This window comes from Nocardioides seonyuensis (assembly GCF_004683965.1).
In the GTDB taxonomy this organism is placed as follows: Bacteria; Actinomycetota; Actinomycetes; order Propionibacteriales; family Nocardioidaceae; genus Nocardioides; species Nocardioides seonyuensis.
Map to the genome: position 1 here is coordinate 1,323,115 of NZ_CP038436.1, position 15,133 is coordinate 1,338,247.

17 protein-coding genes are annotated in these 15,133 nt (G+C 72.9%); 8 read left to right on the forward strand and 9 right to left on the reverse strand.

Features of this window, described 5'->3' with window-relative positions; translation table 11 throughout:
- Positions 1 to 29: 29 nt before the first annotated feature.
- From EXE58_RS06520 to nth, 3 genes are read right to left on the reverse strand one after another with little or no spacing between them, the layout of a single operon-like run.
- On the reverse strand, positions 30 to 788 hold the full coding sequence (locus EXE58_RS06520; RefSeq protein WP_135267112.1) for an NUDIX hydrolase: 759 nt from the start codon (positions 786 to 788) through the stop codon (positions 30 to 32).
- Entirely contained in the window at positions 785 to 1,402 is a 618-nt protein-coding gene (locus EXE58_RS06525) for a TlpA family protein disulfide reductase (protein ID WP_135267113.1), read from the reverse strand. The genes EXE58_RS06520 and EXE58_RS06525 overlap by 4 nt, the downstream gene beginning before the upstream one ends.
- Positions 1,399 to 2,115, reverse strand: coding sequence for an endonuclease III (nth, locus tag EXE58_RS06530; protein ID WP_135267114.1), 717 nt, complete (start codon positions 2,113 to 2,115; stop codon positions 1,399 to 1,401). Before nth ends, EXE58_RS06525 begins: the two co-directional genes overlap by 4 nt.
- Before the next feature lie 148 nt (positions 2,116 to 2,263).
- Here nth and EXE58_RS06535 point away from each other — a divergent pair, with 148 nt between their 5' ends.
- The 4 genes from EXE58_RS06535 to EXE58_RS06550 all read left to right on the forward strand — a co-directional run bounded on the left by EXE58_RS06535 (position 2,264) and on the right by EXE58_RS06550 (position 5,828).
- Complete coding sequence (locus EXE58_RS06535) at positions 2,264 to 2,941, forward strand: Crp/Fnr family transcriptional regulator (protein WP_135267115.1); 678 nt, start codon at positions 2,264 to 2,266, stop codon at positions 2,939 to 2,941.
- Positions 2,938 to 3,957, forward strand: a complete 1,020-nt coding sequence (locus EXE58_RS06540; RefSeq protein ID WP_244242457.1) for an aminotransferase class V-fold PLP-dependent enzyme — start codon at positions 2,938 to 2,940, stop codon at positions 3,955 to 3,957. The genes EXE58_RS06535 and EXE58_RS06540 overlap by 4 nt, the downstream gene beginning before the upstream one ends.
- 72 nt (positions 3,958 to 4,029) lie before the next feature.
- Positions 4,030 to 4,536 carry a SigE family RNA polymerase sigma factor gene (locus tag EXE58_RS06545; protein WP_135267116.1) on the forward strand — a complete coding sequence of 169 codons (507 nt, stop codon included), beginning with the start codon at positions 4,030 to 4,032 and terminating at the stop codon, positions 4,534 to 4,536.
- Complete coding sequence (locus EXE58_RS06550) at positions 4,533 to 5,828, forward strand: WD40 repeat domain-containing protein (RefSeq protein WP_135267117.1); 1,296 nt, start codon at positions 4,533 to 4,535, stop codon at positions 5,826 to 5,828. The genes EXE58_RS06545 and EXE58_RS06550 overlap by 4 nt, the downstream gene beginning before the upstream one ends.
- A gap of 22 nt (positions 5,829 to 5,850) precedes the next feature.
- On the opposite strand, the gene EXE58_RS06555 is transcribed toward EXE58_RS06550, so the two are convergent.
- The 5 genes from EXE58_RS06555 to sp36 are packed head-to-tail and all read right to left on the reverse strand — an operon-like array spanning position 5,851 to position 8,742.
- Positions 5,851 to 6,393: a TIGR03086 family metal-binding protein gene (locus EXE58_RS06555; RefSeq protein WP_135267118.1), complete on the reverse strand. Its 543-nt coding sequence runs from the start codon at positions 6,391 to 6,393 to the stop codon at positions 5,851 to 5,853.
- 39 nt (positions 6,394 to 6,432) lie between these two features.
- Entirely contained in the window at positions 6,433 to 7,242 is an 810-nt protein-coding gene (locus EXE58_RS06560; RefSeq protein WP_135267119.1) for an MBL fold metallo-hydrolase, read from the reverse strand.
- A complete protein-coding gene (locus EXE58_RS06565) occupies positions 7,239 to 8,114 on the reverse strand; it encodes an NUDIX hydrolase (RefSeq protein ID WP_135267120.1) in 876 nt (291 codons plus the stop codon). Before EXE58_RS06565 ends, EXE58_RS06560 begins: the two co-directional genes overlap by 4 nt.
- Before the next feature lie 6 nt (positions 8,115 to 8,120).
- On the reverse strand, positions 8,121 to 8,582 hold the full coding sequence (locus tag EXE58_RS06570) for a RidA family protein (RefSeq protein ID WP_135267121.1): 462 nt from the start codon (positions 8,580 to 8,582) through the stop codon (positions 8,121 to 8,123).
- A gap of 1 nt (position 8,583) precedes the next feature.
- Positions 8,584 to 8,742, reverse strand: coding sequence for a Sp36 family protein (sp36, locus tag EXE58_RS19460; RefSeq protein ID WP_167288726.1), 159 nt, complete (start codon positions 8,740 to 8,742; stop codon positions 8,584 to 8,586).
- Positions 8,743 to 8,870: 128 nt separating this feature from the next.
- On the opposite strand from sp36, the gene EXE58_RS06575 reads away from it, so the two are divergent.
- The 4 genes from EXE58_RS06575 (at position 8,871) to EXE58_RS06590 (ending at position 14,000) form a co-directional block, all read left to right on the forward strand.
- A complete protein-coding gene (locus tag EXE58_RS06575) occupies positions 8,871 to 10,034 on the forward strand; it encodes a sensor histidine kinase (RefSeq protein WP_135267122.1) in 1,164 nt (387 codons plus the stop codon).
- Positions 10,035 to 10,045: 11 nt separating this feature from the next.
- Positions 10,046 to 10,708 carry a response regulator gene (locus EXE58_RS06580; RefSeq protein WP_208544154.1) on the forward strand — a complete coding sequence of 221 codons (663 nt, stop codon included), beginning with the start codon at positions 10,046 to 10,048 and terminating at the stop codon, positions 10,706 to 10,708.
- Between the two features lie 107 nt (positions 10,709 to 10,815).
- Positions 10,816 to 11,583 (forward strand): ABC transporter ATP-binding protein, encoded by a 768-nt coding sequence (locus tag EXE58_RS06585; RefSeq protein ID WP_135267123.1) that lies wholly within the window; start codon positions 10,816 to 10,818, stop codon positions 11,581 to 11,583.
- Positions 11,583 to 14,000, forward strand: coding sequence for an ABC transporter permease (locus EXE58_RS06590; RefSeq protein WP_135267124.1), 2,418 nt, complete (start codon positions 11,583 to 11,585; stop codon positions 13,998 to 14,000). The genes EXE58_RS06585 and EXE58_RS06590 overlap by 1 nt, the downstream gene beginning before the upstream one ends.
- Positions 14,001 to 14,005: 5 nt before the next feature.
- Here the strand turns inward: EXE58_RS06590 and EXE58_RS06595 are convergent, their stop codons facing one another.
- The gene (locus tag EXE58_RS06595) at positions 14,006 to 15,040 is read right to left on the reverse strand and encodes an LLM class flavin-dependent oxidoreductase (RefSeq protein WP_135267125.1); all 1,035 of its coding nucleotides are present in this window, start codon (positions 15,038 to 15,040) and stop codon (positions 14,006 to 14,008) included.
- Positions 15,041 to 15,133 lie beyond the last annotated feature (93 nt).

Below are 15,133 nucleotides of genomic sequence, written 5' to 3' on the forward strand. Positions count from 1 at the left end.
GACCGGTCGACGGTCCTCGTGCCGGGCACTCAGATGTCGGCCTGCAGCCGCGTGTTGGGCGCCAGGTCGGTCTGGCGAGGCTCACCCTGCAGCATGTGGGCCGGCAGGTCACGCACCCGCGCCCGGTCCCAGTCGGTGGACCAGCCGAGGTAGTCGAAGAGACGGGCGATGATCCCCGCGGTGAAGCCCCACAGGATCAGCCCGTGGTCGGGGCCGATCAGGAAGCCAGGCCCGACCCAGCCGGAGGGGTGACGCACGTTGATGCGCATCTCGGGGTCCATCAGCTCGGAGATCGGCACGTGGTGGATCGCGTGCACCTCGTCGGGGCTCGCCACCGTGACGTCGCCGCGCTCGCGCCAGTAGCCGAGGACCGGCGTCACCGCGAAGTTGCTCGGTGGCAGCCACAGCTCCGGGAGCTCGCCGAAGACGTCCACCGAGCCCGGGTCGAGGCCGATCTCCTCCCAGGCCTCCCGCAGCGCCCCGTCGACCGGTGTCTCACCCGGGTCGAGCGAGCCCCCGGGGAAGGACACCTGCCCCGGGTGGGAGCGCATGTGGTGGGCCCGCTCGGTGAGCAGGAGCTCGCCGCGGTGGGCGAGGTCGTCGGGCGTGGGTACGTCGCTCGCGGTGTCCGCCTCGCGGTCGGCGAAGACCATCAGCACGGCTCCACGCCTGGGGTCGCCGTCCTCCGGCGGCATGAACCGGGTGAGCTCGTGGACGCTGATGGTGCGGCACGCCTCGACCACCGGGTCGAGCCAGCGCGGCAGGTCGCGGGAGTCCAGGTCGCTCACAGGTCCACCCCGAGGTGCTCCTCCACCAGGCCGACCACCTCGGCCTCGGTGTCGACGCCGCCGAGGGCGCGGCCCGACAGCGTGCCGTCCTCGGCGACGAAGACGAACCCCGGAAGCCCTCTGCGGGAGAAGCGGAACGCCTCCTCGCCGAAGATCTCCCCGCCCGGATCGGCCAGGGAGGGATAGGTCGCGCCGGTCTCCTCCGCGAGCTCGAGCGCCTTGTCGGGGTTGACGTCGTTGACGTCGATGCCCAGCACTGCGACGCGGTCGCCGTGGTGCTGGTGGAACGCCTCGAGCGCGGGCATCTCCTTGCGGCACGGCCCGCACCAGGACGCCCACAGGTTGATCACCATCGGACCGCGCAGGGACGACAGTTCGACCTCGGGGCCACCCCCCAGGCAGGGCAGGCTCAATGCAGGGAGGCCGCCGTCGACGGGCTCGCCGGTCCCCGGTCGGCAGTCGTCCATGCCGATGCGCTCCTTGGCCTCGCGCAGCTCGGGGCTGTCGAGCGTGACATCGGGCGGGTTGACCCTGATCACGCCGTCGTCGGTGACCTCGGGCGAGCAGGCGGTTATGCCCAGCACCAGCAGCAGGGCCGTCAGGAGCCGCGTCATGCCGGCCCCTGCGTCGTGACGAGCTTCTCCGCCTCCACCGGGTCGGTGGGACCGATGCCGAAGGACGGGCACAGCTTCGCCACCGGACAGGCACCGCAGGCAGGCTTCTTGGCGTGGCAGCGGCGTCGGCCGTGCCAGATCACGTGGTGGCTGAGCATCGTCCAGTCGCGCTTGGGGAACAGCGCCCCCACCGCGTGCTCGACCTTGACCGGGTCGGTCTCCTCGGTCCAGCCGAAGCGGCGCGCGAGACGACCGAAGTGGGTGTCGACGGTGATCCCAGGCAGCCCGAAGGCGTTGCCCAGCACGACGTTGGCGGTCTTGCGCCCCACCCCGGGCAGTGACACGAGGTCCTCGAGACGGCGCGGGACCTCGCCGTCGTACTTCTCCAGGAGCGCCTGGCTGAGCTTGAGCACCGCGTCGGTCTTGGCACGGAAGAAGCCCAGCGGCCCGATGAGCTGCTCGAGGTGCTCGCGCGGCGCGGCCGCCATGGCCTGGGGCGTGGGATAGGCCGCGAAGAGCGCTGGACTCGCGGCGTTGACGCGGCGATCGGTGGTCTGGGCGGAGAGGACCGTGACGACCAGGCACTCGAACGGGTTGGTGAAGTCGAGCTCGGGCCGGGCGTCGGGATAGGTCTCGGCGAGGATCCGGTTGATCTTGCGCGCCCGGCGCACCAGGGAGGTCTCGGGCTTCACAGAGGCGTCGGGTGCGGACACGCCGATCAGCCTACGTGGCGCGTACGACAGCCCGATCTGGGCGGTTGTGTCGGCATGTGACTCACGACACGGCTAGGATCGCCACGGACCCGTACCGCCCAGCATGACCACCAACCCACGGGTGCCGCCGACGCTTTGGAGGATTGACGTGGACAACGACGTGCTGCGACAGGCACCGCTGTTCAGCTCGCTCGATGACGAGGCGGCCTCCGCCCTGGGCAGCTCGATGAGCGAGACCAGGCTGCGCCGCGGCGACGTGCTCTTCCACGAGGGAGACTCCGGCGACCGGCTCTACGTCGTCACCGAGGGCAAGGTCAAGGTCGGACGCTCCTCCTCCGACGGCCGCGAGAACCTCCTTGCGATCATGGGCCCCGGCCAGATGTTCGGCGAGCTCTCGCTCTTCGACCCCGGCCCGCGCTCGGCCACCGTCACCGCCGTCACCGACGTCACCTTCGCCTCGCTCTCCCACGACGACCTCCTCAAGTGGCTCGACGGCCGCCCGCTGGTGGCTCGGGGCCTGCTCTCCCAGCTCGCCGCCCGGCTGCGCAAGTCCAACGACGTCGTCGCCGACCTGGTCTTCTCCGACGTCCCGGGTCGTGTCGCCAAGGCGCTGCTCGACCTCGCCGACCGCTTCGGCCGCACCGCCGACGACGGCGTCCACGTCCACCACGACCTCACCCAGGAGGAGCTGGCCCAGCTCGTCGGCGCCTCCCGCGAGACCGTCAACAAGGCGCTGGCCGACTTCGCTTCCCGCGGCTGGCTGCGGCTCGAGCCCCGCTCGGTCGTGATCATGGACATCGAGCGGCTCGGCAAGCGCGCGCGGTGACCCTGGCACCCGACGAGTTCGCACCGTCGGGGATCTTCCTCAACTCTGCGACCCTGGGCCTGGCCCCCCTGCGCAGCGTCGAGGCGATGCGCGACTTCGAGGAGCAGCGCCAGTCGGGCACGGTCGACGCCGGGGGCGTCGACGCCTTCGTCGAGCGCGGTCGTGCTGCCTTCGCCGCGATGGTGGGGCGACCGGCCTCCGACGTGGCGGTCGGCTCCCAGACGAGCCAGTTCGTCGGGCTGGTCGCGGCCTCGCTGCCGGCCCGAAGCGTCGTGCTCGCCGCCGAGGAGGACTTCACCTCGGTGCTGTTCCCGTTCCTGCAGGCCGACCTCGACGTCAGGCTCGTCCCGCTCGACCGCCTCACCGAGTCGGTCACCGAGAGCGTCGACCTGGTGGCGGTCTCGGCGGTGCAGTCCGCCGACGGCCGCGTGCTCGACCTCGAGGCGCTCGTCGAGGCTGCTGCCGCCGCCGACGCGCTGACGCTGGTCGACGTCACCCAGGCGGCGGGCTGGCTGCCCGTCGACACGCTGCGTGCCGACTACGTCGTCGGCGCCGGCTACAAGTGGCTGCTCGGCCCGCGCGGCACGTGCTTCCTGGCCGTCGACCCCTCGGCGCCGGCCCTTCCCGCGCTGGCCGCGGGGTGGTACGCCGGCGATGACCGCTGGGACTCGATCTACGGTCCCCCGCTCCGCCTTGCGAGCGATGCCCGGCGCTACGACGTCTCACCCGCCTGGGGCTGCTGGGTCGGTCACGCTCCTGCGCTCGACCTGCTCCTCGAGGTCGGGATCGACCGGATCCACGCCCACGACGTGGGCCTGGCCAACGCCTTCCGCGACGGCCGCGGCCTGGGACCCGGCAACTCCGCGATCGTGTCGCTGCCCTGTGCTCCCGACACGCCCGCGCGGCTGGCCGAGGCGGGGGTCCAGGCCGCCGTACGCGCCGGACGAATGCGGCTGTCCTTCCATCTCTACAACTCCGTCGCCGACGTCGAGACCGCCCTCCGCGTCCTGGGGTGACCGAGAAAGCTGCCGCCGTCTGACCCCCGAGGATGCGGGTCGTCGCGTCGTAGGAGGTGAGAGGAGGTGCCCATGTCGCATGCACCCGGGACCGACCGGTCCGCCTTCGACGAGTTCGTGCACGCCCGCGGGCCGGCCCTGGCGCGCACGGCGTACCTCCTGACCGGCGACCACCACCTCGCCGAGGACCTCCTCCAGACGGCCCTGATGAAGACAGCCCAGCACTGGGAGCGCATCCACACCTCGCCCGAGGCCTTCGTCCGCCGGACGCTCTACCACCAGAACATCTCCTGGTGGCGGCGACGCCGGTTCGCGGAGACGCGGCTGGACGGGTACGACGACGCCTCGTCGCCCCGCGACCCCGACCTGCGGCTCACCCTCGCCGAGGCTCTGCGACAGCTCACCGTCAAGCAACGGACCGTGCTCGTCCTGCGGTTCTACGAGGACCTCACCGAGGTGCAGACAGCAGCCGTGCTCGGCATCTCGCCGGGCACCGTGAAGTCGACCAGCCGGCACGCGCTGGGCCGCCTCCGCACCCTCGCCCCCGAGCTCGCCGACCTGATGGGAGCCGACGCATGAACGCCGACCTGCGGAATGCTCTTCACGACCTGGCCGAGGGCCAGGAGTTCCGTCCCGGCCCCGACGCCTGGGACCGCGGCCGGCGAGCCCGTCGTCGCTCGCGCATCGTGGCCGGGGCTGCAGCCCTCGGGGTGGTCGCGGTCGTCGCCGGTGTCGGCGCGCTCGTGACAGGTACTCCGGCGGGGCTCGCCCCGGCCGACCAGGACGTCGTACCGGGTGGGGCCATCCCGAGCCGGATCGAGCAGGTGTCTGACGGGCTCGAGTCGGAGACCGACCTCGCGATCGGGCGGGGATCTGCGGCGTTCGTGAGCGCGGCCGGTGACCCGGTCGTCATCGGGGCCACTGACGGGAAACCGCACGTGCTCGACCTGTTGGACTGGGCTCGCGAGACGCCCACTCTGGCCCTCTCCCCTGATGGCCTGCAGCTCGCCTGGCAGCCGCGGATCAGCGGCGACCCGGTCCCGAAGGTGGCGTTGCTCGACCTAGTGACCGGAGACGTCACCCAGGTTCAGCTCGGAGGTGGCGGGGAGGTCGTCCTCCGCACACTGTCGTGGTCACCCAACTCCGAGCACGTCGCCGTGCTGGGCCACAGCATCACCGAGCTGGGTGCCGGTCAGGACTGGTTCGGTCGGGTGGACGTCTCCACCGCAACGGGTGCGCTGCACGCGCCCCTCGGCGTCCGGGTCCGACAGAGCGGCGTGTCCGTCTCGAACGACGGGGCGCTCGCAGTCGGGACCGAAGCGGGGCGCGTCGTGCTCGAACAGGCAGGCAGTCGTCGCCGACTGCCAAGGGCCGAGGGGTTCCCGGGACCGTTCTCCCCCGACGGCTCGCAGATGGCCATGCAGTCGTCGCCGGGCAAGGCCTCGCACACCTTCGACGTCGTACGGCAGCGCGTGCTCGAGCACCCGTTCCCCGCCGACACCATCCCCACCGCGGTCTCCCGACCGCTGGGCTGGCTCGACAACCGTCTCCAGCTGTTGCTGGTGACCCCCACGGACGGCGCGGACGCGGAGCTGGTCGTCACCACGCCGCAGGTGGACGAGCAGAGCACGTGGCGACGCCGCGTCGGGTCGGTCGACCCCGACGTCGCTGACACCCTCAGCCTCGCCGTCGACCTGGTCCCCGACCTCGACGGCTCGTCCAGCCAGCAGCTCACCCACGACTTCGGCGAGCCCGAGGGAACCGGCGAGCGCGACATCTCGTGGATGATCGGGCTCGGCGTCGCGGCAGCGATCGCCGTACTCATGGGGGCCCGGCGGCTCTGGCGCTGGTCCCGGGACCGGGGGCTCTGAGCTAGCGGTCGCCGACCGAGGGTCAGGCCGACCAGCCCGGGTCACGGCCCGCGAAGGCGGCCAACCTGTCGTACGGCGACGCGTCGTCACCCACCTCGACCGGCGCCCCGAAGGCCTCCCCGCGGTTCTCCTCGGTCAGACCCTGCTGCATGAAGGCAAGGCCACGCTCGGCGACCTCGTCGACGAGGGGCGTCGTACGGCCCAGGGCACGTTGCAGGTCCCAGGTGTGGACGCCCAGCTCTGCGCTCTGCCAGTCGGCCTTGGCGAGCGCGTCGTCCCCCTGGGCGTGCCAGTGGTGGATCAGGTCGTCGGCGTCGGCGCGGAAGGTGGTGGCCCACGCACCTTCCTCCACGCCAGGCGACGCCGACCAGTCGTCGTCCTCCCCGCGCGCCTGCTGGAGGAAGTGCCTCGGCGCAGCAACCAGGTGGTCTGCCAGGTCCCGCACGGTCCAGTCGGCGCACGGCGTCGGCTTCCCGAGGTCGTCGGCGTGGACCGCCGCCAGCACGTCGCCTGCCTGGTCGAGGGCGCGGGAGAGTACGACGACGGGCTGGCGCGGGTTGTCCATCACCTCACGGTAGGACGACCGCGACGTCGTGGGAAGTGGTCAGCCCTTGGTCAGGTGGGCCAGCTGGGCGCGCACGGACAGCTCGGCCGCTCCCCACAGCACCGGGTCGACGTCGGCGTAGACGATCTCGACGATCGCCCTGGGCAGGTCGTCGTGCGGGAAGTCGCCGCCTTCGCGTGCCCCCGCGTGGAGGGACCGCAGCGCCTCGCGCACCTGCTCCAGCCGCTCGCGGCGGTGGGCGAGGTAGAAGTCGAGCGCACCGAGGGCGTCCTCGATCACCGGGCCGTGACCCGGCCAGACGCTGGTGACGGCGCGGGAGTCGCACAGCGCGTGCAGCCGCTCGAGCGAGGAGAGGTAGGCGCCGAGCTCGCCGTCGGGGTGCGCCACGACGGTCGTGCCTCGGCCGAGCACCGTGTCGCCGGTGAGCACCGCGCGCTCGCTCGGCACCACGAAGGACAGCGAGTCGGCCGTGTGTCCGGGAGTCGCGACGACGTGCACCTCCAGGTCGCCGACCGCGACGACGTCGCCCTCGCCCAGGCCCTCCGAGCCCAGCCGGTAGGCCGGGTCGAGCGCACGCACCCCGCACCCGTGCCGCTCCGCGAACTCGCGGGCGGCCTCGCTGTGGTCGGCGTGGTGGTGGGTCAGCAGCACGGAGACGACGTCGCCACCGGCCTCACCGACCGCGTCGAGGTGGGACTCGATCGACGGCCCGGGGTCGACCACGACCGAGCGGCCGGAGCCGGAGTCGCGCAGCACCCACGTGTTGGTGCCGTCGAGGGTCATGAAGTTGGCGTTGGGGGCCAGCACGCACGTGCCGACCTCGCCGAACGTGCCGCCCGTCCAGGTCATCCGGCGTGGGGCTCGTGGGAGGCCAGGAGGTCGGCGTACTGCGGCGGGCTGGAGAGCACGAACTCCTCGCCGTCGGCGACGACCTCGGGCGTGAACATCTCCACGGTCCGGCCGGATCCTTCGGCGAGCACCGCGTCGACGTCGTCGTACTGCCCGACGTCGAGGCAGGTCAGCCACGTCGGCGGCATCATCATGATCTCCTGTCCCTCGGCGGCGCGCACCGCGTCGAGCACGGGTCGCCACGTCACCGAGGACGCCTCGGTCGAGACGTCGCGCGTGACCTGCCCCTCGGGGAGGCGCGCGACGAAGAACCAGGTGCGGAAGCGCCGCGGCTCGAAGACCGGCGTCAACCAGCCCGCCCAGGCGCCGAGCAGGTCGGAGCGCAGGACCAGTCCGCGGTCCTCGAGGAAGGCCGTCAACGAGAGCTCGCGTGACTCCAGCGCCACCCGCTGGGCCTCCCAGTCGTCACCGGTCGTGTCGGCGACCACGGAGGAGTCGTCGGGGCCGGCGAGCAGCACGCCGGACTCCTCGAAGGTCTCGCGTACGGCAGCGCACACCAGCGCCCGCGCCATCGCCTCGTCGCAGCCGAGCCGCTCGGCCCAGGCCGCCGGGGTCGGGCCGGCCCACAGGCCGCGGTCCTCGAGCTCGTCGTCGAAGTCGCGCGGGTCGACGCCGCCGCCCGGGAAGACGCACATGCCGCCGGCGAAGGCCATCGAGCTCTGGCGTACGAGCAGGTAGGCCTCCGGCCCGGCCGCCGAGTCCCTCAGGAGCACGACGGTCGCGGCGTTGCGAGGCTCGGCCGGCGTCGCCTCACCGCTGGCGTAGGAACGCGCCTGCTCGATCAGCCGGTCCGGCAGGGGCAGCCGTTGCAAGTCGACTCAGCCCTTGACCTCGACGATGAGCTCGACCTCGACGGGGACGTCGAGGGGCAGGGCCGTCACGCCCACGGCCGACCTGGCGTGCTTGCCGGCGTCGCCGAACACCTCCGCGAGGAACTCAGAGGCCCCGTTGGCGACCTTGGGCTGCCCGGTGAAGTCGGGGGTGGAGGCCACGAAGACGACCGCCTTGACCACGCGGGTGATGTCGTCGAGGGAGCCGATCTCGGCCTTGATGGCCGCCAGCGCGTTGAGGGCGCACTGCCGCGCGCACTCGTAGCCCTGCTCCTCGGTGACCCCGCCGCCGACCTTGCCGATCGCGATCATCTCGCCGTCACGCGCTGGCAGCTGGCCGGCGGTGAAGACGAGGTTGCCCGTGCGCAGGGCCGGGACGTAGGCCGCCAGCGGCGGCACGACCTGGGGGATCTCGATGCCGAGCTCGGCGAGCTTCGCCTCTGCACCCATCTCAGGCCTCCGAGCCGGGGCGCTTGAGGAAGGCCACGAGCCCGCCCTGGTCGTTGCGGTGGATGGCCACGAGCTCCCAGCCGTCCTGGCCGAAGTTGTTGAGCATCAAGGCCTCGTTGTGGAGCGGAATCGGCGCCACCTGGTACTCCCACTTGTTCATGCTCGGCACCCTACTCGGCCGCTCGGTCCCGCCCTCCACCCTGGCGGCTGGGCTGTCGTGTCCCGCCAGGGTCAAGGTCCTCCCGGGGGCGGACGCATTCGTGGACCGGGCCGTCTATCGTCCGCGGCATGCCACCTCCGCAGCAGCGCCCGCCCTGGCGGCTCAGCGAGGGCAACCGCCGGGTGTTCGACGTGCTCCTGGCCGGCGGTCTGTTCGTGCTCGGCGTGGGCGGTCACCTGGTGGTCGGCGACGCCCCCGGGATGCTGTTCACGGCGGTCCAGGTGGCGCCACTGGTCGTGCGCCGGTCACACCCCAGCCTGGTCTTCGTGCTCGTCGCGGGCGCCAGCGCGGCGCAGGCGCTCGTCCACGACCTCCCCGTCGCGGGCCAGGTGGCGTTCCCCATCGCGACCTACTCGGTCGCGCGGTGGAGTCCACGCTGGCACGGCGTCGGCGCACTGCTCGTCGGCTGCGTCGGCGCGCTGGTCGCGAGCTGGAGCTGGATCGGCGGCTTCGGCGCCCCTGAGATCACCTGGGATGCGGTGGTGCCGTACGTCGTCACCATCACCGCCATCGTCACGACCGCGTGGGCGCTCGGCACGGCGGCCCAGACGCGTGAGCGCTACGTCGCCGGACTCGTCGAGCGAGCCGAGCAGGCCGAGCGGATGGCTGCGCGCGAGATCGAGCTCGCCGCCCAGGACGAGCGGGCGCGCATCGCCCGCGAGATGCACGACGTCGTCGCCCACGGGCTGTCGGTCATGGTCGTCCAGGCCGACGGCGCCCGCTACGCCGCGGAGAAGGACCCTGAGCTCGCCGTCGAGACCCTCGCCACGATCGCCGACACCGGTCGAGGCGCCCTCACCGAGATGCGGCGGCTGCTCGGCCTGCTGCGCTCCGGCGACACCGGCGTCCGGCCCCAGCCCGGCCTCGTCGACCTCCCCCACCTGGTCGAGGAGGCACGCGCGGTGGGCATGTCGCTCGACGCCGACCTCCCCGACCCGGTGCCCGACGTGCCCGAGGGTGTCGGGCTCGCGGCCTACCGCATCGTCCAGGAGGCCCTCACGAACGTGCGCAAGCACGCCGGCCCCGGCGCCGCGGTGCGGTTGCGGGTCCAGGTCGGGAGCGACATCGAGGTCGAGGTGGTCGACGACGGCCGGGGGGCGTCGTCGTACGACGACGGGCGCGGCCACGGACTCGTCGGCATGCGGGAGCGGGCCGCCCTCCACGGTGGCACGGTGAGCGCCGGCCCGGCCACCGGGGGCGGGTTCGCGGTGTCTGCGAGGCTGCCGCTGTGAGCGTTGCGCCCGTGAGCCAGATCCGCGTGTTCCTGGTCGACGACCAGCAGATGGTGCGCGCCGGCTTCCGGATGCTCGTGGAGAGCCAGGACGACCTCACCGTGGTGGGCGAGGCGGGCGACGGCGGCGAGGCGCTGGAGCGGCTGGCGGTGACCGGCGCCGACGTCGTGCTGATGGACGTGCGGATGCCCCGCATGGACGGTGTCGAGGCGACCCGGCGCCTGCTCGAGCGGCCGGACCCTCCGCGGGTGCTGGTGCTCACGACGTTCGACCTCGACGAGTACGCCTTCGCCGCGATCCGCGCCGGCGCCTCGGCGTTCCTCCTCAAGGACGCCACCCCGCCCGAGCTCCTCGGAGCGATCCGTTCGGTCCACGCCGGCGACGCGGTGGTCGCGCCGAGCACCACCCGCCGGCTCCTGGACCACTTCGCGGCCCTGCCCGACCCCGAGCGCCGACCGTCCCCGGACGCTCGCCTCGACACCCTCACCGACCGCGAGGCCGAGGTGCTCGGACTGATCGCTCAAGGGCTCTCCAACACCGAGATCGCCGAGCGGCTCGTGGTCGCGGAGACCACCGTGAAGACCCACGTGGGAAGGCTCCTGGCCAAGACCGGCTCCCGCGACCGCGTCCAGCTCGTCGTGCTGGCCTACGAGTCAGGGCTCGCCGACCGCTGAGTCCTCCGGGGGGCGGAGAGCGGCGGACCCCGTCCTCCCCAGGTCGTACGACGACTCCCTCCCCCGGGCCGACGACCGCACCCTGCTCCCCGCGGGAGCGTGGAGCCATGACGACAGCCACCACCACACCCGCTCCGAACGAGACCACCGGGACCGCCGCCAGCGCGCGCGACCTCACCAGGACCTACGGCCGCGGCGACGGGGCCGTCCACGCCCTGCGCGGCGTCGACCTCGACATCAGGCAGGGCCGGTTCACCGCGATCATGGGCCCGTCCGGGTCGGGCAAGTCGACGCTGATGCACTGCCTCGCCGGACTCGACGCCGCCACCAGCGGCAGCATCACGGTCGCGGGCCGCGACCTCGCCGGGATGGACGACACCGCCCTCACGCTCTTCCGCCGCCAGCACATCGGGTTCGTCTTCCAGGCCTTCAACCTCCTGCCGATGCTCACGGCCGGGCAGAACATCCTGCTCCCGCTCGAGCTCGCCGGGCGTCGGGTCGACCGCGGGCGCTACGAGCACGTCGTCGGCATCCTCGGCATCGCCGACCGGCTCGGCCACCTCCCCAGCGAGCTGTCCGGCGGGCAGCAGCAGCGCGTCGCGATCGCCCGCGCGCTGGTGACGCAGCCCGACATCGTCTTCGCCGACGAGCCCACGGGCAACCTCGACAGCGAGGCCAGCGCCGAGGTCCTCGGCCACCTGCGTCGCTCAGTTCGCGAGCTGGGGATGACGGTGGTGATGGTGACCCACGAGCTGGACGCGGCGGCCTACGCCGACGACGTCGTGGTCATCCACGACGGCGCGATCAGCGCCCACCTGACCGATCCCGGCCAGGACGAGCTGGTGGCGGCGCTGCGCCGCAAGGTCGTGGCCTGATGCGCACCGTGCTGCTGGCGTCGCTGCGCCGCAACACCCGGAGGTACGTCGCGGCCACGCTCGCCGTCGTGATCGGCGTCGGCTTCGTGATCGTGCTCAACACCCTGACCGGCGCCACCCGCGACGGGCTGACGGCCGATGCGGGCGCGCCGTACGACGCCGCCGGGCTCGTCGTCGTCATCGACGACAACGAGCAGGTCGGGCCTCTCAAGGAGGCTGCAGACGACAAGGGGGTCCCCGCCACCGCGATCGGCTACGCGACCGAGCCCGTCGCCCGCCACGGCATCCAGCTGACCGACTCGGCGACGATCAGCGAGGTTCCTCTCGACCCGGCACAGCGCTGGCTCGAGCTCGAGGAGGGCCGCCACCCGACGAGGCCCGGCGAGGCACTGGCGGACGTCAACGCCGCCAAGAGCAGCCAGGTCGAGGTGGGTGACGTGGTGACCGTGGGCACCGGGAACCAGGTCGTCGAGACCACGGTCGTCGGCATGGTCGACAGTCCCCCGGTCGCCGGGGCGGACCTGTGGGTCCCGTGGGAGGACCTGCACCAGCTCGACCGGTCCCTGTGGGTGCAGGCGCTCACCTGGGGCGGCACTGCCGAGCTGGCCGACCGCGTCTCGCCGGGAGCCGACGTGCGGAGCGCCGACGACTGGGTCGCCTCGGTGCAGGCAGAGGTCTCCCGCGGCGTCGACGTCATCGCCATCATGGCGCTGCTCTTCGTGGCGATCTCGCTGTTCGTCGCGACGCTCGTGATCGCCAACACCTTCTCGATCCTCTTCGCCCAGCGCATGCGCGACTTCGCACTGCTGCGGTGCGTCGGCGTCACACGGCGCCAGCTGCGCAGGTCGGTCCGGCTCGAGGCCCTGGCCCTCGGCCTGGCGGCCTCCGTCCTCGGCGTGGCGTTCGGCGCGCTCGCAGGCCTGGGACTGGTCAGGGGGGTCGGCCACTGGTGGTCAGACATGGGCGACGCGTCCCTGAGTCCGGCGTGGATCCTCGGGGCGGTCGCACTGGGCACGCTCGTGACCCTGGGCGCCGCGTGGCTCCCGACCCGTGCGGTCACCCACGTCACTCCGCTCGCGGCCCTGCGACCCGACACCGGCGTCTCGGTGCGCAGCAGCGCCGGCCTTCTTCGGATGGGCACGGCGGCGCTCGCGATCGTCGGAGGCACCGGCCTCCTCGCGGTGTCGATGGAGAGCCACGAGCCGCTCCAGATGATCGCCGGCGGTGCCGCGGTCTTCGTCGGGGTCCTGCTGCTCGGCCCGGTCCTGGTGCCCGCACTGATCCGCGTCGCCGGTCGCCTGACGGGCGACGGCCCAGTACGACGCCTCGCCGCCGGCAACGCCGTGCGCAACCCCCGCCGCACGGCGACCACCGCAGCATCCCTGCTCGTCGGCGTGACCCTCACGACCGCGGTGCTCACCGGGCTCGACACGTCCCGCACGTCCATCGACGAGGAGATGGACGCGTCCTACCCGCTCGACAGCACCATCACCGCCACCACCCGCGCACTGCCCGCCGACCTCTCCGACCGCGTGCGAGCGCTGGACGGTGTGGCCGACGCGGTAGGGCTCGACGGGGTGGTCGCCCGGATCGGCGACGTGGAGGTGCCGCTGGTCGCGGTCGCCGAACGAGCATCGGTGGTCCGCGGCGAGGACGACCTGACCGTGCGGGACGGGGTGCTGCGACTGCCGTGGTCGGTCACCGAGGAGGAGCTGACCGGCCAAGCCGCACGCTCGCTGTCGCGGGACCGCGAGGTCGTCGTCCGGGTCGGCGACCGCGAGCAGACGCTGCGCGTCCGGCAGGGGGACGGCTGGGGCCGTGCCGGCCTGGTGTCGGCCGCGACGATGGCCGGGCTCACCGAGACCGTTGAGCCGATGGCGGTCTGGGCCCGCGCGAGGACGGGCGCCGACGCCGAGGACCTCGAGGGTGACCTCGCTGCCCTGGCCGGAGCGGCCGGCGCGGGCACCGACGGGGGCTACGGCAATCGCGAGTACGTCGACCTGCAGGTCGACATCCTCACCGGCGCGGTCGTGGGACTGCTCGCCATCGCGATCGTGATCGCCCTGATCGGAATCGCCAACACCCTCGGCCTGTCCGTCCTCGAGCGCGCGCGGGAGAACGCGCTCCTCCGGGCGATGGGGCTGACGCGGCAGCAGCTGCGGCATGCGATGGCGGTGGAGGGCCTGCTCCTCTCGCTGGTGGCCACGGTGCTGGGGACGGCACTGGGCGTCGCGTTCGCCTGGGTCGGCGTGGACGTCCTGGTGAGTCCCGGCGTGCCGGACGCCGCCATGACCATCCCGCTCGGACAGCTCGCGCTGGTCGTCGCGGTGGCAGCACTCGCGGGGCTGCTGGCGTGCGTCGTACCCGCCCGGCGCGCAGCGCGCGTCACCCCGGCCGCAGGCCTCGCGGTGGAGTAGCCGGGTCAGGCCAGGAGGCGCAGCGTCTGCTCACGAGCCGGGGACTCGTGGGCAGGCGTGCCGGCGAGGGCGGCGGCGACGGGGTGCACCATCACCTCGTCGACGCCGAACTCCTGGGCCAGCGCGTCGATGCGCTCGCGGGCGGGCCCGGCGGCGTCGACGACCCACTTGTCCAGCATCCTGCGCACGAGGGGCTCCTGCTGGGCGGGCCGGTCTGCCTCCGCCTCCTCGACGAGGCGCTGGGGCAGCAGCGGCCCGCCCGAGCGCAGGGCCAGCATGGCCTGCACCTGGGGCAGCGCGAGCCGCTCCGCCTCCTCGCGGGTGTCGGCCACGGCGGCGTTCACGGTGAGGAACGTCTGCGGCTCCGGGTGCTCGGGCGAGGGCTGGTAGGTCGAGCGGTAGAGCGCGATCGCCTCGGCGGTCCCCTGCCCGGCGAAGTGATGGGCGAAGACGTACGGCAGGCCGCGCGACGCCGCGAGCCGCGCGCTGTAGTCGGACGACCCGAGCAGCCACACGTCCGGCACGGAGGCGGCGTTGGGCGTCGCACGCAAGGGCTGACGGCGACCACCCACCTGCATCTCGACTCCGTCGGGGGCCATCAGCAGCCGGACATCGTCGACGTACTCCGGGAAGCGGGCGACGGCGTCGTCAGCCGACTCGGCGCTGCCGCCGCGCAGGACGTAGCGGGTGAGCGGGTCGGTGCCGGGGGCGCGGCCGATACCGAGGTCGATCCGGCCGGGGAACGCCGCCTCGAGCAGCGCGAACTGCTCGGCGACCACGAGCGGAGGATGGTTGGGCAGCATCACACCGCCGGACCCGACACGGATCCGCTCGGTCGCCCCGGCCAGCATCGCGATCAGCACCGGCGGGTTGGTCGCCGCGACGGCCGGCATGTTGTGGTGCTCGGCGACCCAGTAGCGGCGGTAGCCCAGCTCGTCGGCCACCTGCGCGAGGGAGCGCGAGGCAGTGAGGGCGTCGCTGGTGCGCTGGTCGCTGCGCACGGGCACGAGGTCGAGGACGGAGAGGGCAGGGGAGGTCACGCCAGGCCCAGCACGGGACGGGGCGGGAGTATTCCGAGGCGCGGCGCGGTTGCTCCAGGGTGGCAGCGATTTCCGAGCGGGGGCAGGACGGTC